Annotated in this window: 25 protein-coding genes; 19 read left to right on the top strand and 6 right to left on the bottom strand. The window is 44.4% G+C overall.

Features of this window, described 5'->3' with window-relative positions; all coding sequences use genetic code 11:
* The 7 genes from AC27KT_RS07425 (at nucleotide 1) to AC27KT_RS07395 (ending at nucleotide 6,601) form a co-directional block, all read left to right on the top strand.
* Nucleotides 1-1,023, top strand: a complete 1,023-nt coding sequence (locus AC27KT_RS07425; RefSeq protein WP_487128704.1) for a septal ring lytic transglycosylase RlpA family protein — start codon at nucleotides 1-3, stop codon at nucleotides 1,021-1,023.
* 316 nt (nucleotides 1,024-1,339) lie between these two features.
* Nucleotides 1,340-2,524: a serine hydrolase gene (locus AC27KT_RS07420; RefSeq protein ID WP_487128702.1), complete on the top strand. Its 1,185-nt coding sequence runs from the start codon at nucleotides 1,340-1,342 to the stop codon at nucleotides 2,522-2,524.
* Between the two features lie 101 nt (nucleotides 2,525-2,625).
* Nucleotides 2,626-2,889 (top strand): DUF493 family protein YbeD, encoded by a 264-nt coding sequence (gene ybeD / locus AC27KT_RS07415; protein WP_014949347.1) that lies wholly within the window; start codon nucleotides 2,626-2,628, stop codon nucleotides 2,887-2,889.
* Entirely contained in the window at nucleotides 2,890-3,561 is a 672-nt protein-coding gene (gene lipB, locus AC27KT_RS07410) for a lipoyl(octanoyl) transferase LipB (RefSeq protein WP_487128700.1), read from the top strand.
* Complete coding sequence (gene lipA, locus AC27KT_RS07405; RefSeq protein WP_487128698.1) at nucleotides 3,554-4,516, top strand: lipoyl synthase; 963 nt, start codon at nucleotides 3,554-3,556, stop codon at nucleotides 4,514-4,516. Before lipB ends, lipA begins: the two co-directional genes overlap by 8 nt.
* A 195-nt stretch (nucleotides 4,517-4,711) precedes the next feature.
* Nucleotides 4,712-5,719 carry an asparaginase gene (ansA, locus tag AC27KT_RS07400; RefSeq protein WP_487128696.1) on the top strand — a complete coding sequence of 336 codons (1,008 nt, stop codon included), beginning with the start codon at nucleotides 4,712-4,714 and terminating at the stop codon, nucleotides 5,717-5,719.
* Between the two features lie 42 nt (nucleotides 5,720-5,761).
* Entirely contained in the window at nucleotides 5,762-6,601 is an 840-nt protein-coding gene (locus AC27KT_RS07395; protein WP_487128694.1) for a DUF2797 domain-containing protein, read from the top strand.
* A gap of 100 nt (nucleotides 6,602-6,701) precedes the next feature.
* On the opposite strand, the gene AC27KT_RS07390 is transcribed toward AC27KT_RS07395, so the two are convergent.
* Nucleotides 6,702-7,253 (bottom strand): NAD(P)H nitroreductase, encoded by a 552-nt coding sequence (locus tag AC27KT_RS07390; protein ID WP_014949342.1) that lies wholly within the window; start codon nucleotides 7,251-7,253, stop codon nucleotides 6,702-6,704.
* 169 nt (nucleotides 7,254-7,422) lie between these two features.
* Nucleotides 7,423-8,034, bottom strand: a complete 612-nt coding sequence (locus AC27KT_RS07385; RefSeq protein ID WP_487128691.1) for an HvfX family Cu-binding RiPP maturation protein — start codon at nucleotides 8,032-8,034, stop codon at nucleotides 7,423-7,425.
* 44 nt (nucleotides 8,035-8,078) lie between these two features.
* Here AC27KT_RS07385 and AC27KT_RS07380 point away from each other — a divergent pair, with 44 nt between their 5' ends.
* The 3 genes from AC27KT_RS07380 (at nucleotide 8,079) to AC27KT_RS07370 (ending at nucleotide 10,839) form a co-directional block, all read left to right on the top strand.
* Nucleotides 8,079-8,270, top strand: a complete 192-nt coding sequence (locus AC27KT_RS07380) for a hypothetical protein (RefSeq protein WP_039220626.1) — start codon at nucleotides 8,079-8,081, stop codon at nucleotides 8,268-8,270.
* A 161-nt stretch (nucleotides 8,271-8,431) separates the two neighbouring features.
* Nucleotides 8,432-10,297 carry a signal peptide peptidase SppA gene (gene sppA, locus AC27KT_RS07375; protein ID WP_487128689.1) on the top strand — a complete coding sequence of 622 codons (1,866 nt, stop codon included), beginning with the start codon at nucleotides 8,432-8,434 and terminating at the stop codon, nucleotides 10,295-10,297.
* Nucleotides 10,298-10,347: 50 nt separating this feature from the next.
* Complete coding sequence (locus AC27KT_RS07370; RefSeq protein WP_487129066.1) at nucleotides 10,348-10,839, top strand: SprT family zinc-dependent metalloprotease; 492 nt, start codon at nucleotides 10,348-10,350, stop codon at nucleotides 10,837-10,839.
* Between the two features lie 73 nt (nucleotides 10,840-10,912).
* Here the strand turns inward: AC27KT_RS07370 and yfbV are convergent, their stop codons facing one another.
* On the bottom strand, nucleotides 10,913-11,362 hold the full coding sequence (gene yfbV / locus AC27KT_RS07365) for a terminus macrodomain insulation protein YfbV (RefSeq protein WP_487128687.1): 450 nt from the start codon (nucleotides 11,360-11,362) through the stop codon (nucleotides 10,913-10,915).
* A gap of 576 nt (nucleotides 11,363-11,938) precedes the next feature.
* Here yfbV and trxB point away from each other — a divergent pair.
* The 4 genes from trxB to infA all read left to right on the top strand — a co-directional run bounded on the left by trxB (nucleotide 11,939) and on the right by infA (nucleotide 14,715).
* Complete coding sequence (trxB, locus tag AC27KT_RS07360) at nucleotides 11,939-12,904, top strand: thioredoxin-disulfide reductase (protein WP_487128685.1); 966 nt, start codon at nucleotides 11,939-11,941, stop codon at nucleotides 12,902-12,904.
* 51 nt (nucleotides 12,905-12,955) lie between these two features.
* Nucleotides 12,956-13,702 (top strand): leucyl/phenylalanyl-tRNA--protein transferase, encoded by a 747-nt coding sequence (gene aat / locus AC27KT_RS07355; RefSeq protein WP_487128683.1) that lies wholly within the window; start codon nucleotides 12,956-12,958, stop codon nucleotides 13,700-13,702.
* Complete coding sequence (locus tag AC27KT_RS07350; protein ID WP_487128681.1) at nucleotides 13,699-14,421, top strand: arginyltransferase; 723 nt, start codon at nucleotides 13,699-13,701, stop codon at nucleotides 14,419-14,421. The genes aat and AC27KT_RS07350 overlap by 4 nt, the downstream gene beginning before the upstream one ends.
* A gap of 75 nt (nucleotides 14,422-14,496) precedes the next feature.
* The gene (gene infA, locus AC27KT_RS07345; protein ID WP_014949333.1) at nucleotides 14,497-14,715 is read left to right on the top strand and encodes a translation initiation factor IF-1; all 219 of its coding nucleotides are present in this window, start codon (nucleotides 14,497-14,499) and stop codon (nucleotides 14,713-14,715) included.
* Nucleotides 14,716-14,888: 173 nt separating this feature from the next.
* Here the strand turns inward: infA and clpA are convergent, their stop codons facing one another.
* Both clpA and clpS read right to left on the bottom strand, forming a co-directional pair.
* A complete protein-coding gene (gene clpA / locus AC27KT_RS07340; protein ID WP_487128679.1) occupies nucleotides 14,889-17,165 on the bottom strand; it encodes an ATP-dependent Clp protease ATP-binding subunit ClpA in 2,277 nt (758 codons plus the stop codon).
* 24 nt (nucleotides 17,166-17,189) lie between these two features.
* The gene (clpS, locus tag AC27KT_RS07335) at nucleotides 17,190-17,510 is read right to left on the bottom strand and encodes an ATP-dependent Clp protease adapter ClpS (protein ID WP_014949331.1); all 321 of its coding nucleotides are present in this window, start codon (nucleotides 17,508-17,510) and stop codon (nucleotides 17,190-17,192) included.
* A 243-nt stretch (nucleotides 17,511-17,753) separates the two neighbouring features.
* Between clpS and cspD the strand changes: the two genes are divergently transcribed.
* Nucleotides 17,754-17,972, top strand: coding sequence for a cold shock domain-containing protein CspD (cspD, locus tag AC27KT_RS07330; protein ID WP_014949330.1), 219 nt, complete (start codon nucleotides 17,754-17,756; stop codon nucleotides 17,970-17,972).
* A 482-nt stretch (nucleotides 17,973-18,454) separates the two neighbouring features.
* On the opposite strand, the gene AC27KT_RS07325 is transcribed toward cspD, so the two are convergent.
* Nucleotides 18,455-20,674 (bottom strand): NADP-dependent isocitrate dehydrogenase, encoded by a 2,220-nt coding sequence (locus AC27KT_RS07325; protein WP_487128676.1) that lies wholly within the window; start codon nucleotides 20,672-20,674, stop codon nucleotides 18,455-18,457.
* Between the two features lie 512 nt (nucleotides 20,675-21,186).
* On the opposite strand from AC27KT_RS07325, the gene AC27KT_RS07320 reads away from it, so the two are divergent.
* The 4 genes from AC27KT_RS07320 to purB all read left to right on the top strand — a co-directional run bounded on the left by AC27KT_RS07320 (nucleotide 21,187) and on the right by purB (nucleotide 25,217).
* A complete protein-coding gene (locus AC27KT_RS07320; protein WP_487128674.1) occupies nucleotides 21,187-21,729 on the top strand; it encodes an rRNA large subunit pseudouridine synthase E in 543 nt (180 codons plus the stop codon).
* Between the two features lie 353 nt (nucleotides 21,730-22,082).
* Nucleotides 22,083-23,210 carry a tRNA 2-thiouridine(34) synthase MnmA gene (gene mnmA, locus AC27KT_RS07315; RefSeq protein WP_044556785.1) on the top strand — a complete coding sequence of 376 codons (1,128 nt, stop codon included), beginning with the start codon at nucleotides 22,083-22,085 and terminating at the stop codon, nucleotides 23,208-23,210.
* Nucleotides 23,210-23,836, top strand: coding sequence for a high frequency lysogenization protein HflD (gene hflD / locus AC27KT_RS07310; protein WP_487128672.1), 627 nt, complete (start codon nucleotides 23,210-23,212; stop codon nucleotides 23,834-23,836). Before mnmA ends, hflD begins: the two co-directional genes overlap by 1 nt.
* Nucleotides 23,837-23,849: 13 nt before the next feature.
* Nucleotides 23,850-25,217 carry an adenylosuccinate lyase gene (gene purB / locus AC27KT_RS07305; RefSeq protein ID WP_487128670.1) on the top strand — a complete coding sequence of 456 codons (1,368 nt, stop codon included), beginning with the start codon at nucleotides 23,850-23,852 and terminating at the stop codon, nucleotides 25,215-25,217.
* The last annotated feature ends 27 nt before the right edge of the window (nucleotides 25,218-25,244 follow it).

Raw genomic sequence — 25,244 nt, 5'->3', positions numbered from 1 at the left:
ATGTTGCAGCGCCTTTTTTCGGTACTTGATTTTGTAAAAGCGGGTTTAGTTAATGCGGGTCTTGTTAACCAGAATCTGGCAAACGGACAGTTTTTTCGCTATGGCTCAGCTGTCTTTATAGTTTTGGCATTAGTGGGATGTCAAAGTGCACCTACACAATCTGGTCGCTATACCCAAAAGCAAGACTCTGCGCCTAAGCACGTTGCCAAAAAACCAGAAACACTTGATGCTGTACCTAAATACGAAGCCTACCGCATGTTTAACAGCAGGCCATACAAAGTACTGGGCAAGCACTACACGCCAATGGATAGTGGTAAAGGCTATGAAGAGGTCGGTTACGCCAGTTGGTATGGTCAGAAGTTTCATGGTCACTTAACCTCAAATGGCGAAACTTACAATATGTTTGCCATGAGCGCGGCCCACAAAACATTGCCACTGCCCTCTTACGTGCGTGTTACTAACTTGGAAAACAACAAACAAGCGATCGTCCGCGTTAACGACCGAGGCCCTTTTCACGATGATAGAATTATCGATTTGTCGTATGCAGCCGCAGTAAAACTAGGCTACCACAGTAAAGGCACAGCGCGAGTCAAACTTGAAGTTATCCACTTTGACGAACAAAACAATGTGACAGTGGGAAACAGTCCAACCGTCACTTACGATGAATATTTGGGTATTGCGGTAGTACCCGCACCGACCTTGGCAGCAAACTCACCTACTCCGCCATTAGCCCCCTCTTCGAACACCGCGGATACCAACACAAGCAGCAGTGAGAAAAGCAGCAACGCGGTAAGTGATGCGATTTATATTCAAGTCGCCGCGCTTTCAAACGCCGAGAAAGCAAAATCTATTTCTAACGTGCTATCGGCGCTATATCAAATTCCCGCTCACCTGCCAGTAGCGGATAACATTTATAAACTACAGTTAGGCCCTATCCACGATGAAGCAGTCGTCGCGGAGGTTCTTGAACAGTTAAAGCAAAACGGTTATCCCAACGCTTACGCGATTACACAAGCGATGTAATTTGTTGTGTATCGACGCTCATTAAAACAGCGACATTGTGGCAGCATTGTGTCATTCAGCAGGCAATATCACGGTTTCTTCGCCTAATACCTACAATCGCGTAAACTTTTTTGATAAAACCTAGTCTTATAAGCAGCCTTTCGTTAAGATCTCTGGTCACCTCAGCTAATAAGTAGGTGAAACAACAGAATTCGGTTACGAACTGGACAAAAGCTAAAATTGGGTAGCCCTGTTTTGCGGTCATCGTTTCGCGGTCATCGCAATAATAGGGTAAGCTTTAACTCACACGGATAAAACGGTCAAAGAAATTAGAACCATGCTCAGAATAATTCAACGCGCTAAACCGTCATTACTTTCATTTGCCTTTTTGGTGATGGGGACATTACTGCATACAGCAAACGCAGCAGTAGTCACCCCCCCTGCTCCCACTGTAGCTGCAGAAGGTTTTTTACTTACCGACTATGAAACCGGTAATGTTATTGCATCAAAAAACGCAGACATGCAGCTTGCACCAGCAAGTTTAACCAAAATCATGACTATTTATGTTATTGGTAAAGAACTTCAAGCAGGCAACATTAGTCTTGACGATGAAGTCACCATTTCTGAGAATGCATGGGCGAAAAAATTCCCTGATTCGTCAAAAATGTTCATCGAAGTTGGAACACAAGTTTCTGTAAGTGATTTGCTGCGCGGTATCGTTGTGCAGTCAGGTAACGACGCCTGTGTGGCAATGGCTGAACACGTAGCAGGTTCGGAATCTGCTTTTGCCAGCATGATGAATGCTCATTCAGCATCACTGGGCATGACAAGCTCACACTGGGTAAACGCTCACGGTCTTCACGATCCTGATCACTACACTACCCCTCGTGACATGGCGATTTTGTCTCGCGCGCTTATCGCAGAAACACCAGAAATGTACAAGATTTATAGCGAGAAGGAATTCACCTACAACGGCATCAAGCAATACAACCGCAATAGCCTGTTGTGGGACAAAAGCTTAAACGTTGATGGCATTAAAACTGGCCACACGTCTGATGCGGGCTACAGCCTAATCACCTCTGCAGAGCAAGGCGGTATGCGTCTAATCTCTGTCGTTATGGGTACTGATAGCGAACGTGCACGTAAAGTTGAAAACAAAAAGCTACTTAAGTATGGCTTCCGTTTTTACGAGACACTTACGCCATACCAAGCTGGTCATAGTTTCGTTGCTCACCGCATCTATATGGGTGATAGAGAGACAGTAGACCTTGGAATTAATCAATCTACCCCCATTACTATTCCACGCGGTCAGGCGGCTAATTTAGAAGCTAACTTCGAACTTGATGACAAGCTTGAAGCGCCACTTGCAAAAGGTCAGGTTGTTGGAAAACTGTATCTACAACTAGACGGTGAAGATGTGGCGAGTTACCCATTGGTAACGCTTCAAGAAGTAAAAGAAGGCAGCTTTTTTAACCGCGCTAAAGACTACATTATGCTTCAGCTAGGATTTGACGACGAGTAAACACCTTTACTGAATACGTTAAAAAGCTAGTTGTGAAGCGGCCAGATTTGTTACAATCTGGCCGTTTTTTTATATGATATTTTAAGTACCAAGGATATCGCATGGATACCCGTTTCGACGAATTACTAGATTTTCCAACAAACCAAACGTTTAAAGTCATGGGCGTTGCTCATGAAGACCTACCTCAACAGGTAGTGAGCTGCCTTCAGCAACATGCGCCTGGCGATTACTCACCTAACGTAAAACCAAGTAGTAAAGGTACTTACCACTCGGTTTCTATCAGCGTGCGTGTAACCAGCAAAGAGCACATGGAAACCATTTACACTGAACTTGCCAAATTAGAGCTGGTTAGGGTTGTACTTTAAGTGAATGAGCAGTCGATAGCGTCTGACGCGAACGGCGTTATAGTGCGTCAGTTAGGGCGTCAGCCGTATGAGCCTATCTTCGAGGCAATGAAACGCTTCACCGATGAGCGAGACCAAAACACCCAAGATGAAATTTGGCTTGTTGAACACGATGCCGTCTTTACGCAAGGACAAGCAGGCAAAGCTGAACACATACTTATGCCTGGTGATATTCCTGTTGTTCAAGTTGACCGAGGCGGCCAAGTGACCTATCACGGTCCAGGCCAACAAGTTATTTATCTGATGCTAAACATTAAGCGCAGAAAGCTAGGTGTTCGCCATTTAGTCACTGCTATGGAAGAAGCGGTGGTCGGACTACTTGGAAAATACGACGTAACCGCGTATCCGAAGCCCGACGCGCCTGGCGTATACGTCGATGAGAAGAAAGTTTGTTCTTTAGGTTTAAGAATACGTAATGGCTGCTCGTTTCATGGCTTAGCTTTAAATGTTAATATGGACCTATCACCGTTTCAGCGTATCAACCCATGTGGTTACGCCGGTATGGAAATGACCGATACCGCGCGCCTTAATGGTCCAACGACACTTGAAACCGCTGGTAAGGAATTAACGAATTTGTTGCTAGAAGCGCTTTCCCTTGCACAGCCAACATATAAAGAAGGTTTTGATGAGTAACGCACGACCTCAAGCGGGGGTAAAACTTCGCGATGATGAAAAAGTAAAACACATACCCGTCACCATTATTCCTACAGAAAAGGAAGAAATGCTGCGCAAGCCTGAGTGGATCAAAATCAAACTTCCTCGTACTACCGAGAAAATTGACCACATCAAGAAAACCCTGCGCAAAAACAATCTTCATTCTGTGTGTGAAGAAGCAAGCTGCCCCAACCTAGCAGAGTGTTTTAATCACGGTACAGCCACCTTCATGATTTTAGGTGACATTTGTACCCGTCGATGCCCTTTCTGCGATGTAGCCCACGGTAAGCCGCTTCCGCCTAGTGCAGAAGAGCCTGAGAAGCTGGCTAAAACCATTGCAGAAATGAATTTGCGCTATGTGGTCATTACTTCTGTTGACCGCGATGACCTTCGCGACGGTGGCGCTCAGCATTTCGTAGACTGTATCAACGCTATACGCGAACACAGTCCAACAACGACAATCGAAGTATTAGTTCCCGATTTTCGTGGACGTATGGATCGTGCGCTTGAGATTTTCAAAAACGGCGTACCTGATGTGTTCAACCATAATCTAGAGACCATTCCGCGCTTGTATCGCGAGTGTCGTCCTGGAGCGAATTATCAGTGGTCGTTGGATTTGCTTAAGAAGTTTAAAGCGCAACACCCTGACGTGATGACCAAATCTGGCCTGATGATGGGCATGGGCGAAGAGAACGAAGAAATTCAAGGCGTACTTGATGATCTGCGCGCTCACAATGTGGACATGCTTACGCTGGGTCAATACCTTCAGCCAAGCCGTCACCACTACCCGGTTAAGCGCTACGTACACCCTAAGGAATTCGACGCCCTAGGTGACTACGCAAAAGAAATTGGCTTCACGCATGCAGCATGCGGCCCTATGGTCCGCTCTAGCTACCATGCAGACCAACAAGCAGCGGGTAAAGAAGTTAAGTAGTACCGAACTTCAGCATAGGGCTCAACCTAGCGTTGCTAATAAGTTGATATAGGATAAAAGCGGTGATCTTCACCGCTTTTTTGTGCCTCAGTATTTCAGGGTGACAAACCCGTGGGTATTGTTAGAATGCCCGTCAATTTACGCTATCCCCTTTTGAAAAGTATTCCCAAATTAAGGGTAAGGTAAGGTCATTTCATGCGCAAACATATATATATTGCCTATACAGGTGGAACTATTGGTATGAAGCCGTCTAAGCAAGGCTACGTACCCGCTGCAGGCTTCTTGTCAGACACACTGAAAAAAATGCCGGAGTTCCATCGTTCTGAAATGCCCCTTTTTACACTGCATGAATACGATAACCTTATCGATTCATCAGACATGGATCCGTCTGACTGGCAGCGTATTGCCGATGATATCGCCGACAACTACGACAAGTACGATGGCTTCATTATTTTGCACGGTACAGACACCATGGCATACACCGCCTCGGCGCTGAGTTTCATGCTTGAGGATTTGTCAAAACCTGTCATTGTTACCGGTTCTCAAATTCCACTGGCAGAGCTTCGCTCAGATGGTCAAGTCAACCTTCTAAACGCGTTATACGTTGCCGCGAACTTCCCCATTGCTGAAGTCGGACTGTTCTTCAATAACAGACTACTTCGTGGCAACCGCAGCCGTAAAGTAGATGCAGATGGGTTCAGTGCCTTTGACTCCCCTAACTTTCCTCCACTGTTAGAAGCTGGCATTAACATTCGTCTGAAAGCCGGTGAATTAGCAAAGACCCCAAACAACACCTTAACGGTCTCGAGCGTCAAAGCCCAACCGATCGGCATGGTTAGTTTGTATCCAGGTATTGCGCCAGAGGTAATAAAAAACACGCTGCAGCAGCCGGTGAACGCATTGATTTTACTGAGTTATGGTGTGGGGAATGCACCCCAGAATCCTGAGCTTATTGCACAGTTAAAGTACGCAAAAGCCAGAGAAATTCCGGTTTTGAATTGTACCCAGTGTATGCGCGGTCGCGTAAACATGGGTGGCTATGCCACTGGCCATGGCCTACAAGAAGTAGGAGTTTTATCGGGTAGCGATATGACGCCCGAGGCTGCCCTCGCGAAACTGCACTACTTATTAAGTAAAGGGCTTCCTTTTGAAGAAATAAGCCATCTATTAACGCAAAACTTGCGCGGCGAATTAAGCGACTAACAGTCGTTACAAATAAAGTTTTTAAGAAAAAGGTTTCAACAAGTGACAACAACATATTCGGGTATGCTTAAAAAAATGCGTACCACCGCTGATGAAAACAATACCGTGCACTACTCGCTTCCAATTGGTGATGAGTTGGTAGATATCAATTCTCTTATCGGCAAGGAAGTAACGGTAACCTACTCTGGTGAAATCAACTGTGTTCACTGCAACCGCAAAACCAAAAAAAGCTTCAATCAAGGATACTGCTACCCGTGTTTGATATCGCTGGCACAATGCGATAGCTGCATTATTAAGCCAGAAAAGTGCCATTACCACGAAGGAACTTGCAGAGAGCCTCAGTGGGGTGAAGAACATTGCTTTAGTGAGCATTTTGTCTATTTGGCTAACACAGGTACGGTAAAAGTGGGCATCACTCGTCAAGTCACTGAAGGCGTGTCTACGCGGTGGATGGATCAAGGAGCTACGCAAGCTACCGTAATGCTGCGAGTTCCTGACAGGCTTACCAGTGGTTTGGTTGAAACGTTGTGCAAGGATCACATTGCCGATAAAACCAATTGGCGAACAATGTTAAAAGGCAAACCTGACGAGGTTGATTTAGAACAGGCCAAAGCCGAATTAATGGGTAAAATAGAAAGTGAGCTAGAAGCGCTGAAGCAAGAAAAAGGGCTTCAAGCAGTATCAGAAGTGACTACGCCTATCCATGATATTCATTACCCTGTTGAAGATTATCCGGTAAAGATAAAATCTTTAAACTTAGATAAGACACCGTCATTTACTGGTGTATTGCAAGGTATCAAAGGGCAATACTGGATGCTAGATGGCGATCGCGTTATTAATATCAGGAAGTTCGCTGGTTATAATGTAGACCTATCTTTCTAGGTTAAATGTTAGGGTCTTATTTTAGCTTACTTATAAAAATAAGACCTTTATTACCCGCCGCTAGCTATCTAATGCGGCAGTTTATTCGAATAGGTATCAACTACTGCCAAAATTCAAAGTAGTCGTTACTATTTCTTTGCGGTTTAGGTGCAGGCTCAAACGCTGGTGTTCCTAAATATAAGAAACCTACCAGCTCGTCTTCTTCACTTAAACCTAATCCGTTTCTTACCGTCTCACAGTGTGCGTAGCCACCGGTGCGCCACATGCCGTTAAACCCTTGTGCTACTGCTGCCATTTGCATCGCCATAACGCCACAGCTTGCCGACGCTATCTGCTCAACACGCGGTACCTTTTCATGTTCCACGTGCTTTGCGATGGCTACGATAACCATAGGTGCGCGGTGAGGAAGCTGCACGGCACGTTCAATTTCTTTCTGCGACTTTTCATTTTCAATAGCGGATTGCTCGTAGAGTGCACCTAGCTTATCCAGTCCTTTTCCTGTGCACACAATAAAACGCCACGGAGTAAGACAAGCATGGTCTGGGGCACGTAGTGCAGCCTGCATAATATTCTCTAAGGCATCACCACTAGGTGCTGGCGCTTCCAATCGAGGCTGTGAACTTCTGTTGAGTAACAATGTTAATGCGTCCATTTACGTCCCTACTTTATTTTTTCACGTTGCTGTTATCACGCTTCGATTTTCATAATCGAGAAAAGCGTGCCAACAACAATGATTTACCTAACTTGAATGCTAGATCCTACGGCTCATAAACGAAAAAGACCAGAAAATTCCGCCCTTTTGTACAGCAGATGGAGCGTCTCTAACTACTTTTAGAACGCATGGCTTTATTCACATAGTAATCGACACTAAAAAAGCGTCCACCACCATGGATAAACAAAACTAAAAGCATAATAAAATAGGTAGCAGCGAATTCGATGCCGTTGTTTAGTACCACAAAGTTTCCGCTGGAAGTAAGCCAGTCATAATGGCCATGCTCTTGTAACAATGATTTAGCTGCCGCAAGCTTTTCTGGCGCAGCCATAATGTTTTCATTCAGTAAAATTGTACCGTCGGCTAGCCATGAAGACGCATCAGCAATAGCGAGCCACCCATTCTTAGCGTGAACGCTCACCATAGCGACTATCATGGTTACCATTAATGGAATACTCACCAAGCGGGTCAATGCCCCCAATAACAATAGAACACCGCCCACGAGTTCTGCCGCTGTAGCTAAGAACGCCATTACCAAAGGCATTGGTAAACCAAGCCCATAATCATCGTTACCAAACCAATCTACAATACTGTCGAAACTGGATGCTTTATTCCAGCCAGCCTGTATCATCACTGGTGCTAAATACACGCGCAATAAAAGCAAAGGGATGCCATCTGCTACTTGTAGTCGGGCTACGATTTGTTGGTAAATGTGTGTCATTGTTTTGTCTACTTTGTGTGATTAAGAAATAAGAACGGCACTTTATGAAAAAAATTTCATCGCGCGAAAATAAACCCTCACCGTTTTTACGACTAATGAAAAAGGGCCATGGAAAAACGGGCTATAAAGCAAAGAATGGAAAATTTCTTATGACGATGAGCGAGGATAATCACAAACGTATTGCCTCCCTCATTCAAAAGTGGCTGGAGCAAGACGAAAAAAAGAACGCAGAATAAGAGTCATCGTAAGTCGCCCAAAAAAAGACACTCACAAAAAATTACAATTAAGTTCGCGATCTTACTCGATTTAGGTAACATAATAGAATGCAGTACGTGAGTAAGGTATGCCTGATCTATCTTGCTCTGGTTAGTAAATTCAAAAAAAGGTAGTGATTAAAATGGCAGCCAAAGGAAATTGGACTAAATCCTTATTTATTGGCTTGTGGACGGTGCTTAACTTCACCCGCAAACTTTTCTTTAATTTGATATTCATTGTTATTTTTGTTGGATTGATTATCGCCATTGCTGGTCAGGATGATGACCCGCTAACGGTCAATAAGGACAGCGCGCTTTTCCTTACCTTGAACGGCAAACTCGTTATTGAAAAAGAAAGCATTGACCCTTTTGAGCAATTTTTGCAGGAGTCACTAGGTAGCGAGCCCGAAAACCCAGAAGTGCTTGTTCGCGACGTAGTTAAAGTGTTAGAGAATGCCAAAAAAGACCGACGTATAAAAGCCCTTGTTCTAGACCTACACGGGTTAACAGGCGGCGGTTTAGATAAGTTGCGCAATGTAGCCAACGCTATCGACACATTCAAAGAATCAGGAAAACCCGTTTACGCGATTGGCGATTATTTTTCACAAGATCAATATTACCTTGCCGCTCATGCTGACAATATCTACCTAAATCCCATGGGTGGATTGATGTTCGAAGGTTACGGACGTTACGGCATGTACTTTAAAGATATGCTTGAGAAACTTAAAGTTACCACTCACATATTCCGCGTAGGAACTTATAAATCTGCCGTTGAGCCTATCATGCGTAACGACATGTCTGATGAAGCAAAAGAAGCAGAAAAGCAATGGTTAGACGGCTACTGGGCGCAATACAAGTCTGACGTTGCGTCAGCTCGCGGCATTGATGAGTCTAACTTCGATGAAACCTTGGAAGGTCTTTTAGCTAAGTTTGAAGCTGCTGGTGGTGACTTTGCTAAGTATGCCCTAGAAAACAACTGGGTGGATGCTCTAAAAACTCGAGAGGAAGTGAGAGTTGAATTAACCGATTTAGTGGGTGAAGGTGATAACGAACACGGCGTAAACCTCACTACCTTCAACACTTACCTCAAAGTAGTAAATCCACCCATGCCTGTTATCGAGTCAGACATGGATAAAATAGCCATTGTTGTTGCAAAAGGGACTATTTTAAATGGCAATCAAAAAGCGGGCGCCATTGGTGGAGATAGCACTGCACGCTTACTAAGAAAAGCACGCTTAGATGACAACGTAAAAGCTGTTGTTCTTCAAATTGATTCACCGGGAGGTAGTGCATTTGCTTCTGAAGTGATTCGTCAAGAAGTATTGCAGCTCCAACAAGCCGGCAAGCCGGTTATTGCCTCTATGAGTACTTACGCGGCGTCTGGTGGCTACTGGATTGCAGCAAGTACCGACAAAATTATTGCCAGCCCAAGCACTATTACAGGTTCTATTGGCGTGTTCGGCATGTTCATGACATATGAAAACTCACTCGACTACCTTGGTATCCATAGTGACGGCGTGGGTTCGACAGAGCTTGCCGGGTTCTCAGCTATTCGCCCTCTTGCACCTGAATTTGGCCAAATTTTACAACGCAATGTAGAAAACACTTACGGCAATTTCTTGTCACTCGTATCTAAGGCACGTGACATGTCTGTTGAAGACGTTGATAGCGTTGCGCAAGGTCGCGTATGGATAGGTGAAGACGCAATTGAATTGGGCCTTGTTGATCAATTAGGCACCCTTGAAGACGCTGTTACTGCCGCGGCAGAATTTGCAGAGCTTGAAAAATACGACACTTTCTATGTTCAACGTACCTTGAGTGCACAAGAAATTTTCTGGAAAGAGTTTTTCGGCCAGGCTATGACGTTTGTAGGCAAGTGGCAGTTTGCTCACGCCGACTCTGCATTAGTTAACGAGTTCAAACGTGTGCTTCAAGAGTTTAGCCTGATGAATAAGCTTAACGATCCTAAAGGTACTTATGTTTTGTGTTTACCTTGTGATGTCGAGTAATATGCATTAAAAACAAGTAAACATAATGACACGTATAGTGAGGCAGCAAGATCGCTTCAAATGACCTAACTAATGAACAGCGTCGCGTTATAACCGACGCTGTTTTTTGTTGCTATGAGCAGGCTGAGCAATATTTTAAACGTCGTTTTGACCGCCCAACCATCACTTTTAGACGCTCAGGTAAAAATGCAGGCACTGCATTTTTGCAACAAAACCGCGTTAACTTTCACCCTCTTCTTTTCAAAGATAATGTCGATGCGTTTCTTGAGGACGTGATCCCGCATGAGGTCAGTCATTTACTGGTATGGGCATTGTTTGGCAGGGTCCAACCCCACGGGAAAGAATGGCGGTCGATTATGCTGAGTGTTTTTAAGCGCTCGCCATCAGCTACGCATCAATTCGATGTAAAGCAGGTAGCCAAAACCTTTGTATATGTATGTAACTGTGATACTTATGCGTTGAGCACGCGAAGACACAATAATATTTTAAAAGGAGCTCAATACAAGTGCAGGAAATGCCAAAGCCTACTTAAAGCATCATAAGCGCTTTGCAGTTCACCAAATAACTCTCCATTTACCCTGTTTAACTCTCGACTTGCTGAAACTTGGCCTTTTGTTAGTTAAACCAATGCTTGGTAAAAGCATTGTCTAAATCGTTAAACGCCGTTTTAAGAAGCTGCGCGAGTTCTTTGTACTTGGGTTTAGACTTTGCTTTACTCACACTAACGCCTTGCGTTAGCATTTTTGAATGGATTTCTTGATACCAGCTTTTAAGTTGTGGCGGAAGGTATTGGTCTGAGCGATGCCCTAGCCATAACAAGCCCTGCATGGGCAGGCTTAAGAAAAAAGCGCCTATGGTAATAGTTTGAGGGAGATAATCTGTGCCAAGGTTTTGATACAAAAGTGCGCACGACACCATAGCGACAGGCGGCATTGTCTTAATCGCAAATTTGGTCGCAGCCACAACCCGGCACTCTGGAAAAAAGGCGTAGAGCTCTTTTCTAACAGGCCATGTCTTCATGTACTGCTGACCGTTTTTCAACATTGTCATTACTGATTGAGACATGGCTCACCTCTTCTTTTTTAGGTACGTACTTCTAAATTGTAAACGGCTTTTATGGCATTACAATTTTATTGCGCTTTTTTTCACGCATATTGTTAGTGCTATTCACGCTAACCACTGTTCCTTAATTTTATCAAACAAGAGCGCTTAATGGATCATTAAGTTTCATTGCAATCTTGGCGCGCTTTAATTAACAGCCGAATATTATCTGTAGATATTTGTTCTGCATTTCGATGCAGTTATTAGGGCATAAACTGCATAACTCATTCTTGTTCGTAAAGGTACTACAAAGTCAAAACGAGCTTAATAATTAAATGGTATAAATTGAACTTATCTTTAAGTGACATTTTTCTCTCTTAAAGGCATCATATAGCGCTTAAGCCCAAACAATTTGCAGCATGGCTTTGTTGTTACTTTTATTTAAACGAGTTAATGACGGACCTGCAGATGCTGCACTGGCAAACTACTATAATAAAAGTAACTAGGTGTTGTGCTTGATTTACGAATTTTCGCCCCTACCTAGCTTTCTAAGAGAATTTTATAAGTAACCCACGGCGGGTGAATTATTTGGAGAGGAAAATGGCAGAAAGCAGACACGTCCGTCTACTTATCTTGGGTTCAGGCCCAGCAGGTTATTCAGCAGCGGTTTATGCTGCACGTGCAAACCTTAAACCTGTACTGTTAACTGGTATTCAACAAGGCGGACAGCTTACTACCACAACAGAAGTTGAAAACTGGCCGGGCGATCCTGAAGGCCTAACTGGCCCAGATCTAATGGTACGTATGCAAAAGCATGCAGAGAAGTTCGACACCGAAATCATTTTCGACCATATCAACAAAACTGATTTTTCAAAGCGTCCTTTCACGCTTTATGGCGACAGCGGTACCTACACCTGTGACGCATTAATCATTGCTACAGGCGCGTCTGCTAAATACCTAGGTCTTGAGTCTGAGCAAGCCTTTATGGGTAAAGGTGTTTCTGCCTGTGCGACCTGTGACGGTTTCTTCTACCGCAACCAGAAAGTAGCGGTTATCGGCGGTGGTAATACTGCAGTTGAAGAAGCACTGTATCTTTCCAACATTGCGTCAGAAGTGCACGTTATTCATAGAAGAGATAGCTTTAGAAGCGAAAAGATTTTGGAACAGCGTCTTCGTGACAAAGCGGAAAATGGTAACGTTGTGCTTCACCTAAACCGTACGCTTGATGAAGTGCTTGGTGATGAAATGGGCGTAACTAAAGTTCGCATTAAAGATACCAACAGTGATGCGACAGAAGAGATTGATGTAATGGGTCTTTTCGTTGCTATCGGTCACAAGCCAAACACTGATATCTTTGATGGCCAGCTAGAAATGAAAGACGGCTATATCGTGGTGAATAGTGGCACTAACGGAAACGCAACGCAAACTAGCGTTGAAGGTGTATTTGCTGCCGGTGACGTGAGCGATCACATTTATCGTCAAGCTATTACTTCTGCAGGCACGGGCTGTATGGCTGCATTAGACGCTGAAAAATACTTAGATGGTACTATGCCTGATCAAGGGTAATACTGTCCTCCTAAGCCCTGCATCTTTGCAGGGCTTTTTTCCGGCCTATTTATGATAGCGTTACATTATATTGAAGAAGGCGCCCCCTTCCCTTCTGTGGACACCGCCTTAGACGATCCTAACGGACTATTAGCATTCGGCGGCGACCTTAGTCCTGCCCGTTTATTTTCAGCTTATTCTCAAGGCATATTCCCTTGGTTCAGTGATGACGAACCTTTACTATGGTGGTCTCCTAACCCAAGAGCGATCATCGAACTCGACAACTTTGTCGCATCAAAAAGCCTCATGAAGCTTGCTCGAAAAAGAAAATACACAGTAACGTTAAATCATGCGTTTGACCGTGTCATTGAGGCTTGTTCATCGACCCCTCGCAAAAATCCCAATACAGGGGAATTAAACAGCGAAACATGGATAACTGATGACATGATTGCAGCCTATCGGCAGCTTAACGGTTTGGGGTTAGCGCACTCAGTGGAGGTATGGGATGACGATACACTGGTGGGTGGTCTATATGGCGTTGGAATTGGTAAAGTCTATTGCGGTGAATCGATGTTTCACCGGGAAAGTAATACGTCAAAGCTTGCTATGTTGGCGTTAGTTGAGCACATGAAGTCTCACGATATGGCCTTTATTGATTGCCAGCTTCCTACTGATCATTTGGCATCCCTTGGTGCGAATACGTTACCACGTGAAAACTTTATTGAAAAACTTGAAAACAACAACCACACTTTAACTGAAGACGGTAGGCTGTCAGAAGACTACCTTAATCGTTGGAAGCCAAGAGTGATTACTCCGTGAAGTTTGGTATAACCCAGTCATTTTCATGTAGCTATTTGCCCGATGAGCAAGAGCAATTATTAGTATACGCCGAAAATAATGATTTTCAGGCGTGGCGATACTCGCAACTTATTCAAGTGGGGTTTCGACGAAGCGGTGAACAAATTTACCGTCCACACTGTTCAGCTTGTAAGGCTTGTAAATCGGTACGGATTCCGGTCGATGCTTTTACGCCTTCTCGCAGTCAAAAAAGGCTGCTTAAAAAAAATAATGGGTTTCGCGTTGAGTTGGTGGATAAAACCAAAGACACCTACTACCCGTTATACGAGCGCTACATCACAGAACGACATGCTGACGGCAGTATGTACCCGCCATCAAAAACACAATTCGATAACTTTGTACGATGTGATTGGATGCCAACCCACTACCTTGAGGCATACGACGGTGACAGGTTGATCGCAGTAGCCGTAACTGATGTGGTCGATGCCAACGAGGATATGGGGGCACTCTCTGCTCTGTATACATTTTTTGACCCCGACTATAGTTCAGTGTCGCTAGGTACCTGGATGATACTCATGCAAATTGAGCAAGCAAAGCATTTAGGGCTTCACTACGTATATTTAGGCTATTACGTAGAGGGCTGCCAAAAAATGTCTTACAAGCATAAATTTTTGCCATTTGAGCAGTTTAGTGACAATGAATGGCATCTATTTACCAAAAATAGTAAAATACCCACTTAATTGCTTTACACCGAACCCAAGATTGGGTAAGGTCTGCGCGGCAAAAATTTTGAATTACTGAGGTAACTGCTTTACATGGCAAAAGAAGATTGTATTGAAATGGAAGGTACTGTGTTGGACACGCTACCTAACACTATGTTCCGCGTTGAACTAGAAAACGGTCACGTGGTGACTGCACACATCTCTGGTAAAATGCGCAAGAACTATATCCGTATTCTTACTGGCGATAAGGTCACCGTTGAGATGACTCCCTACGATTTGACCAAAGGTCGTATCGTTTATCGCGCAAGATAATGAGCCATTTAAGCGGTAACGCATAAAAAAAGCCCGATTAAGATCGGGCTTTTTCGTATCTAAGATTTGCTCGCTTCGTCCTCGACAACATTTCACTACAAAGCTAAAAACGAGGAGGTAGCGTTCGGTAGACAACAATACAGCGACTACCTAACGCTAAGTGCTGTGCTTTATCAGCTTGGCTCTGCTTCTTCAGACGTCGCTCCTACCCCTGAGTACTCAAAGGTAAGTTTGTCGTCGACGCAATCCACTTTAACGTTTCCGCCCTTAGACAGTTCGCCAAACAATAACTCGTTCGCCAACTCTTTCTTAAGATCATCTTTAATAACGCGTGCCATAGGACGTGCTCCCATTGCTTTGTCATAGCCTTTCTCGGCCATATAAGCGCGAGCTGCACTGGTAACCTCAAGCGACACACCCTTCACGTCGAGCTGTGCTTGAAGCTCAATGATGAACTTATCGACCACTTGTAGAATAATTTCAGGATCAAGGTGATTGAACCAAATTATTCCGTCTAGTCGATTTCTGAATTCTGGCGTAAATACCTTATTGATTTCAGACATCGCATCGTGGCTGTGATCTTGTTGCTTAAAGCCAATAGACTTGCGCACGGTTTCCTGAACACCAGCATTGGTGGTCATCACCAACACCACGTTTCTGAAGTCAACTTTGCGGCCGTTGTTATCAGTGAGCGTACCGTGGTCCATCACTTGAAGAAGAATATTGTAGATGTCGCTATGCGCTTTCTCAATTTCATCTAGCAAGACTACCGAATACGGATTCTTAATCACCGCATCTGTTAACAGACCACCTTGGTCGAAGCCTACGTAACCAGGAGGCGCGCCAATAAGTCGGCTCACAGCATGACGCTCCATGTACTCAGACATGTCAAAGCGAACAAGCTCCACACCCATGATTTTAGCGAGTTGTTGAGTTACTTCTGTCTTACCCACGCCAGTCGGACCCGCAAATAAGAAACTACCGATAGGTTTTGCTTCATTGCCAAGCCCCGAACGCGATAACAAGATAGCGTCATTTAGCGTCTCTATGGCCTTGTCTTGACCAAATACGACCATCTTAAGGTTTCGACCAAGGTTTTTAAGTACTTCTTTATCAGAGGCTGAGACGGACTTCTCTGGAATTCGCGCCATTTTCGCAATTATTTGCTCAATGTCACCCACACCAATGGTCTTTTTACGCTTGGAAGGTGGCAACAAACGCTGACTTGCCCCCGCCTCGTCCATTACATCAATGGCCTTATCTGGAAGGTGACGTTCATTGATGTATTTCGCTGACAATTCTGCCGCAGCTTGAATCGCTTTTTGAGTAAAGCGCACGTTATGGTGCTCTTCGTAGCGGCTCTTAAGGCCAAGCAGTATCTTTGTGGTATCGCTGACGCTAGGTTCAGTTACGTCAACTTTTTGGAAACGACGTGCCAGCGCGCGATCTTTCTCAAAAATACCTTGGTATTCTTGATATGTAGTTGAGCCAATGCAACGTAGTTCACCGCTTGACAGCTTAGGCTTAAGTAAGTTGGAGGCATCCATCACACCGCCTGATGCAGCACCTGCGCCAATAATGGTATGGATTTCATCAATAAACAAAATAGCGTTTTTATCTTTGCCTAGTTCTTTCAAGATTGCTTTTAAACGCTTCTCGAAGTCACCGCGATATTTAGTACCAGCAAGAAGACCACCTAAATCAAGTGAATATACTGTGCTTTCAGCAATAACATCAGGCACGTCTTCGTTTACTATTCGGTAAGCTAAACCCTCTGCAATAGCAGTTTTACCTACGCCAGCTTCGCCCACTAGTAATGGGTTATTTTTACGACGACGACATAAAATTTGGATCGTACGCTCTACCTCAGAATCGCGCCCAATAAGCGGGTCAATTTTGCCGTCTTTTGCGTGGCGGTTAAGGTCGGTAGCGTATTTACTTAACGCAGAGCCACCCTCTTCACCTGCTTCAGCATCTTCCGATGCTTCAGGGTTAACGGGCTCGTCATCATCTGCTTTACTAACACCATGACTGATAAAGTTCACAACGTCTAAGCGCGTTACGTCGGCTTTCTTAAGAATGTAAACCGCCTGCGACTCTTGCTCACTGAAGATAGCGACGAGCACATTGGCACCCGTAACTTCGTCTTTACCCGACGATTGAACATGAAAAACTGCCCGCTGAAGCACGCGCTGAAAACCTAGCGTAGGCTGAGTTTCCCGTTCGTTTAATTGGTCATCCAGAATAAGTGGCGTCGTATCTTTAACGAACGATAGCAGTTCACTCTTAATCGCCTCGATATCGGCACCACACGCTTTAAGCGCATCACGAGCAGCTGAGTTATCAAGCAATGCCAACAACAAGTGCTCAACCGTCATAAACTCGTGACGGTGCTCTCTGGCAAATACAAACGCATCATTCAACGTTTGTTCTAATTCTTTATTTAACATATTGCTCGCCCTCTACAAAAAACCTTATGCCTGCTCCATCGTGCACATCAACGGGTGCTGATGTTTGCGTGCGTACTGATTAACCTGCATCACTTTTGTCTCTGCTATCTCAGCAGTAAAAATGCCACACACGGCTTTTCCTTGATAATGAACGGTCAGCATAAGTTGGTTGGCTTTCTCAGCGTCCATATTGAAAAACTGCATGAGTACCTCAATGACAAAATCCATCGGTGTATAGTCGTCATTGTTCAACAACACTTTATACATGGGAGGCGGCTGCGGCTTCTGTCGCTGCGCGTCTTTCTGTTTTTCCTTTTCGATACTAATAGCGTTGTCTTTACTCATAACTTAATAATAGTGGTTTAATGGCACATATGTGTACAAACTTTTGGATAAATTTATTCACATTTGCCCTTGACATAATATGGTTAAAAAATCTACATTTTGTATAGTGGTTTTGAGTATTGCACGTTAGCTACGACATAATTTACTGCGTAGCAGCTACAATCAATACTCTTTCCACCGTGTCTCCGGATCTATAATGGGGGCATATACTCGTGAGTTCAAGGATTAAGAGGAAGTCGAAGTATGGCGGTTGGCAAAGTTAAATGGTTTAACAACGCAAAGGGTTTTGGATTTATCGTTCCTGAGGACGGCGGCGAAGATATTTTCGCGCATTACTCTACGATTCAAATGGAAGGCTACCGTTCGCTAAAAGCGGGTCAAGAGGTAACGTTCGAAGTTCAGCAAGGCCCTAAAGGTCTTCACGCTGAGAACATTGGCTTCAAAGAAGAACCAGAGCGTTAAGAAAAGAATTTTTAAAGCCTGACCTTTTACGTCGGGCTTTTACTTTTCTTGCCATTCAAAATGTGTAGGTGCAGTAAAGCGCCTGTGCGGATAAGTGCGTTTTAATTTTCCCCACAAAAATAAGCATTACGTTATCTTAACGTTGCGTACTAGCTTAACGTTGCGTAATAGTTCCAAGCAGACAATCAACGAGCTTTTTTCCTGTTCCTTTTATTTTTCGAGAATACATTCCTTTCTAAAACATAAGGTATATCTCCCTACCCCTTATTAGCCCTTATACCAGTCCGCATAGATCATTGCCTACTCAGCTAGGTTTAAAATGTTCGTGATCGCGGCGTGTTAGCGCAGGTACAGTGGTTCTACATAAAAAAGCCCTCTCGTTTGAAGAGAGGGCTTTTAAAGTTTGTTTTGAATAGCTTGTCAGATTTGAGAATACTATTCTGTGCGCTAGACCTCAAAGCCTAACGCATGTACGCAAATCACTATGCGCCAAGGATAGCTTTTAATGTCTTACTTGGAGACATGGTTGCGAAAAGCTTGTCTTCGTCAGGGTAGTAGTAACCGCCAATTTCTTGCGCGCTACCTTGAGTCGCATCAATCTCAGCCAAGATGTCATCGATTTTTGCAGATAACTCTTCATACACTGGCTTAAATTGTGCTGCTAGGTCAGCATCTTCCGTCTGGTTCGCTACTTCTTCAGCCCAGTATAGACCTAGGTAAACATGGCTACCACGGTTATCCAGCTGACCTGCTTTACGAAGTGGAGACTTACCATTGTTAAGCAGCTTTTCCGTTGCTTTATCTAGCGCTGTAGCAATAACTTTTGCTTTGGTGTTGCTGTGCTTAATTGCAACATCTTCTAGCGATACTGCTAGAGCTAGGAATTCACCCAATGAATCCCAACGCAAGTGGCCTTCTTCTACAAACTGTTGAACGTGCTTAGGTGCACTGCCGCCCGCGCCAGTCTCGTAGAGGCCACCGCCAGCCATCAGTGGCACGATAGATAGCATTTTAGCACTGGTACCAAGCTCTAGGATTGGGAACAAGTCAGTTAAGTAGTCACGAAGTACGTTACCGGTTACTGAGATGGTATCTAGACCGCGAATCGCACGTTCCATGCTGTAACGAATAGCACGTACAGGAGACATAATTTGAATGTCTAGACCGTTGGTGTCGTGATCCTGAAGGTATTTTTCAACTTTTTTGATCAGTTGTGCATCGTGAGCACGTTCGTCATCTAGCCAGAATACAGCAGGCATGCCAGATTGACGTGAACGCGTTACCGCTAGCTTAACCCAATCTTGAATAGGTGCGTCTTTCACCTGACACATACGCCAGATATCACCTTCTTCAACATCGTGAGAAATAAGTACGTTACCGTCTTGGTCAACAATTGAAACAGTACCGTCTGCTTCTAGCTCAAACGTTTTGTCATGTGAACCGTACTCTTCGGCTTTTTGTGCCATTAAGCCAACGTTAGGTACCGTACCCATCGTTGTCGGGTCGAATGCACCATGCGTTTTACAGAAGTTAATAACTTCCTGGTAAATAGTTGCATACGTACTTTCAGGGATAACTGCTTTGGTGTCGTGCGCCTTTCCATCTGGTCCCCACATTTGACCCGAGTTACGGATCATAGCTGGCATAGATGCATCAACAATTACGTCACTTGGTACGTGAAGGTTCGAGATACCCTTGTCAGAGTTCACCATCGCCATTGGTGGGCGATCGGCATAACATGCATTGATGTCTTTTTGAATTTCTGAGCGCTGGCTTTCAGGCAAGGTCGCAATTTTGTCATAAACGCTACCAAGACCATTGTTAGGGTTAACACCTAGCTCTTCAAACAGGTCGCCCCATTTGTTGAATAGATCTTTGTAGAATACCTTTACACAGTGACCGAACACGATTGGATGAGACACCTTCATCATAGTCGCTTTCACGTGTAATGAGAAAAGAACGCCAGTGTTCTTCGCATCTTCAATTTGCTCTTCGAAGAACTCGCAAAGCGCCTTCTTACTCATGAACATGCCGTCGATAACTTCGCCAGCAAGAAGGTCTACGCGAGGCTTAAGCGTTTTCTTGCTTCCATCTTTGCCAGTGAATTCAATGCTGACGTAGCCGTCTTTTTCTACGGTTACTGACTTCTCGCCAGAGTAAAAGTCGCCACCGCGCATGTGTGCAACGTGTGAACGAGAGGCTTGAGACCACTCCCCCATTGAATGCGGGTGCTTGCGGGCATAGTTTTTAACCGCTGTTGGTGCACGACGGTCCGAGTTACCTTCACGTAACACAGGGTTTACCGCACTACCTAATACTTTACCGTAACGCTCGCGAATTTCTTCGTCTTCAGCTGTTTTCGGTGAATCAGGGAACGCAGGTACGTTGAAGCCTTTAGCGTTTAATTCTTTGATAGTTGCACGAAGCTGTGGAATTGAGGCACTGATGTTTGGAAGCTTGATGATGTTAGCATTCGGGTCTTGGGTCATCTCACCCAGTTCTGCTAATGCGTCTGGCACTCTTTGCTCTTCAGAAAGATACTCTGGGAAATTTGCCAATACACGCGCAGCAAGTGAGATATCGCTTAGCTCTACATCGATATCTGCAGCTGCAGCAAACTTCTGGATAATTGGAAGAAGTGAATATGTCGCCAACATTGGCGCTTCATCAGTCTTCGTATAGATGATCTTAGACTTGGTCATTATATACCTCAATTTTTTCGACAGGGTACTGTCGTTTTTAGTCCATTAGGTCGCAACGACCCGCAACGTTAAGATGTCGCGCCCACAGTCATTGCGAAACGTATTTGATGTTTTCCACCTTCTGCTTTTATTAAGCAAAAAGTCACTTGTTGTAATCTTCCCCGCATAGTATTCAATTCCTTATGTTAGCAATATGCATCTCATGGCTTTGCGCTTGACTGCCTAGTCGTACGCAATTTCGAGATACGGTGTATAAGCAAGCCCGCTTATCACTGCTAAAACTGTCTAATAATTATGCAGATGCACTCTCTTATAAAAATGGGAGCGTCCATTAGTATAGGGTCGAAAGTTTGAGTTACAAGTCATACCATTGTCTTAACTTATAAGATCACCGAATTTATAGACAAACTTCATAGAGCAAACCACTATTTGCGGTTGATTTTCACATGCGAAGCATCGTCATTTGTCGTAAGATCTCCCCGAAATTTTGAATTTAAACAAGCGGAAGTAACATGTCTTCGAACGCTAAAGTGGTGCTTTTTAACAAACCTTTTCAAGTGCTTTCTCAATTCACAGATGCCGACGGTAGAGAAACGCTAAAAGATTACATAGATATTCCCGATGTTTATGCCGCAGGACGACTAGACAGAGATTCGGAAGGTCTTCTCGTACTCACCAATGATGGAAAGCTTCAGCATAAACTTGCTAACCCAAAAGCTAAAACCAGCAAAACCTATTGGGTGCAAGTTGAAGGTATTATGGACGAAAAAGCGATGCAGGCGCTGCGTGTCGGCGTAGAGTTAAAAGATGGAATGACTCGCCCCGCTAAAGTAAAGGCCATGGAAGCACCTAGCGTGTGGCCGCGAAATCCGCCCGTACGCTTTCGACAATCAATCCCTACTAGCTGGGTAGAAATTACCATTACAGAAGGCAGAAACAGACAAGTGCGACGTATGACGGCGCACGTCGGCTACCCCACCCTTCGGCTCATCAGATATCGCGTGGGTAATTGGACCATTGATGGTATTGATAATGGCAGCTACGTCTACTTTTAAAGGCAATTCAATGTCTAATACTTGAAATCACCTTCCTTGACCACACTAAAAAAGGCACCGAAACGTTACGGATTTTTAGCGCTGTTAAAGGTTGCTGTTCATCTTTGCATATAGACAATTTTTTACAGCAAAGGCCAACGGCCGTTTGGCACATATTTAATTACTTAATCAGATAAGGATTAAATGTGAATTAGCTATCGGAATCTGATAAAATCCGCGACCTCGAAAACGGGCCGATTTGTAAGTGGCTGATTAGTGGTATAGCCCACTGAGTGGGTAAGCGCCTTAGCATATTTATCAACATGTTAATTGGTGACTGATTTAACAAATACGGTTTCTTTTTTATTAATCAAATGAGTGTGCAATCCATAGTGAGTGATATTGAATCTAACGCCAGCAAAAAAGTGATCGTCGGAATGTCCGGCGGTGTCGATTCGTCTGTTTCAGCCTACCTACTCCAACAACAGGGTTATCAGGTTGAAGGTCTTTTCATGAAAAACTGGGAAGAAGACGACAACGATGAATACTGTGCCGCAGCGGAAGATTTAAAAGATGCACAAGCGGTTGCTGACAAACTTGGCATTGAACTGCACACCATTAACTTTGCAGCAGAATACTGGGATAACGTGTTTGAGTATTTCTTAGAGGAATACAAAGCGGGCCGTACGCCAAACCCAGATATTATGTGCAACAAAGAAATTAAGTTTAAAGCGTTTCTTGAATTTGCAGCAGAAGACCTTGGCGCTGACTACATTGCTACTGGTCACTATGTTCGTCGCCGAGAAGTTGACGGTAAATGGCAAATGCTACGCGGTCTTGATAACAACAAAGACCAGAGCTACTTTCTTTACACATTAGGCGAAGAGCACGTTGCTAAAACGCTCTTCCCTGTGGGTGACATCGAAAAGCCATTAGTTCGCAAAATTGCCGAGGAGCAAGGTCTTATCACTCATGATAAGAAAGACTCTACCGGGATTTGCTTTATTGGTGAACGCAAATTCAAAGACTTCCTGGCTCGTTACCTTCCAGCTCAGCCTGGCGTTATTGAAACAGCAGAAGGCGAAGAAATTGGCCAACACGAAGGCTTGATGTATCACACGCTAGGTCAACGTAAAGGCTTACACATTGGTGGATTAGCCAAATACGGTGACGACCCTTGGTATGTGGTAGATAAAGATGTTGCTCGCAACGTGCTTATTGTGGGCCAAGGTGCCGACCACCCTCGCCTATACTCGAAAGGCTTGGTAGCAAAGCAGCTACACTGGGTGGATAGAAAAACGATTACAGAGCCTGTGCGCGCGGTAGTTAAAACCCGTTATCGTCAGGCCGATATCCCATGTACAATAACGCCAACTCAAGACGACACCATTGAAGTGATGTTTGATGAGCCGCAGAAGGCGGTAACGCCGGGGCAGTCAGCGGTGTTCTATAGTGACGAAGTTTGCCTTGGCGGCGGTATTATTGAGAGTTATATTCGCTGATGTTAGATACCGACATAGAAAATAATCTAGCTCTTGCTGGTGTATGTCAAGCTGCTGCGCTGGTTCAGCAGCTTGCCAGACGAGGCTCTGCCGTTAACGAGGCTATAGAGGCCAGCTTATCGAGCATACTGGTTACTGACCCAGAAACACCTCAACAGGTTTTCGGCCAGCTCACTAACTTAAAAACCGGTTACACCACACTCGCAGCACAGCTATCTGACAAACAAGCAACAAAAGATACGGAATTAACCCGCTATATTGCTAGTATTCTAGGCCTTGAAAGAAAGCTAGCGAGAAAGCCTAAAGCAATGCAGGAACTGGGCGAACGCATTTCCCATGTTCAGCGCCAGCTTGCTCACATCGATTTCCAAAACCCACAAATAGTCTCCTCCTTAGCGAGCATTTACAGCGATATCATCAGTCCGCTAGCACCACGTATTCAGGTAGCTGGTAACCCAGATTATTTAAGCCAACCTGCTACTCAGCATAAAGTGCGTGCGCTTTTGCTTGCAGGTGTTAGGGCTGCAGTAATGTGGCGTCAGATGGGTGGAAAACGAAGAAACATTTTATTTAAACGCAAACACATTCTTAACAGTGCTGTTAAAGCACTACGATTAATAAACTAGTGAGGAGCTTAAGGTGGAACTGAGTCAGTTAACTGCAATTTCCCCTGTCGATGGTCGATATGCTGGCAAAAGCGTAGAATTACGCAGTATTTTCAGTGAGTACGGCTTATTAAAATACCGTGTAGAAGTAGAAGTACGTTGGTTACAAATGCTGTCTACTAACCCACAAATTGAAGAAGTTCCTGCTTTTACAGACACGTCAAATGCACTACTAGACAAAATAGTAGCTGAATTTAGTGTTGAAGATGCCATGCGCATTAAAGAAATCGAGCGCACAACAAACCACGACGTGAAAGCGGTTGAATACTTTCTAAAAGAGAAGGTTGCCGACAACAGCGAGCTTTCAGCTGTTAATGAGTTTATTCACTTTGCTTGTACGTCTGAAGATATCAACAATCTTTCACATGGTTTAATGCTTCGCGAAGCTCGCGAGACCGTTATTCTTCCTTACTGTGACAAGTTAATCGAAGCGCTAGTAGAGCTTGCTAAACGCTACCAGAACGTACCTATGATGGCACGCACTCACGGTCAGCCTGCTTCACCTACCACCATGGGCAAAGAAATGGCAAACGTGGCTATTCGCCTGAAGCGTCAGCGTAGCCAAATCGCAGGTGTTGAGTTACTTGGTAAGATTAATGGTGCTGTGGGCAACTACAACGCGCACTTGTCAGCGTATAAAGATGTAGATTGGCACGACGTTTCAGAGAAGTTTGTTACCTCACTAGGGCTAACGTGGAACCCGTTTACAACACAAATAGAGCCGCACGACTACATTGCAGAAATGTTCGATGCCATTGCGCGCTTTAACACTATTCTTATCGATTTCGATCGTGACGTTTGGGGTTATATTGCACTCGGTCACTTTAAGCAAAAAACGGTAGCTGGCGAAATTGGCTCTTCGACCATGCCACACAAAGTTAATCCTATCGATTTTGAGAACTCGGAAGGTAACTTAGGTCTGGCGAACGCTATTTTCGACCACCTAGCAGCCAAGCTTCCTATTTCTCGCTGGCAGCGTGACCTTACCGACTCAACCGTGCTACGTAACCTTGGCGTAGGTGTAGGTTATGCGGTTATTGCTTATCAGGCCACTCTGAAAGGGATCAGCAAGTTAGAAGTAAACGAGCAAAGCTTACTTAACGAGTTAAACAACAATTGGGAACTGCTTGCAGAGCCTATTCAGACGGTAATGCGTCGTTACGGTATTGAAAAGCCATACGAGAAGCTAAAAGAGCTGACTCGTGGTAAGAAAGTAAACGCTGACGTCATTGCTGAGTTTATTGATAACTTAGACATGCCAGAAGCGGCCAAAGCAGAGCTTAAAGCATTAACGCCTGCTACATACATTGGTGATGCAATCAGGCTCGTAGATCAGTTATAAGCCCCTACGCTTTCCACTACACTAAAA

Source organism: Alteromonas sp. 5NW40-0090 (genome assembly GCF_057552975.1).
Note: the sequence above shows the minus strand (reverse complement) of the source record. Positions and strands in the feature narration are given on the sequence as shown.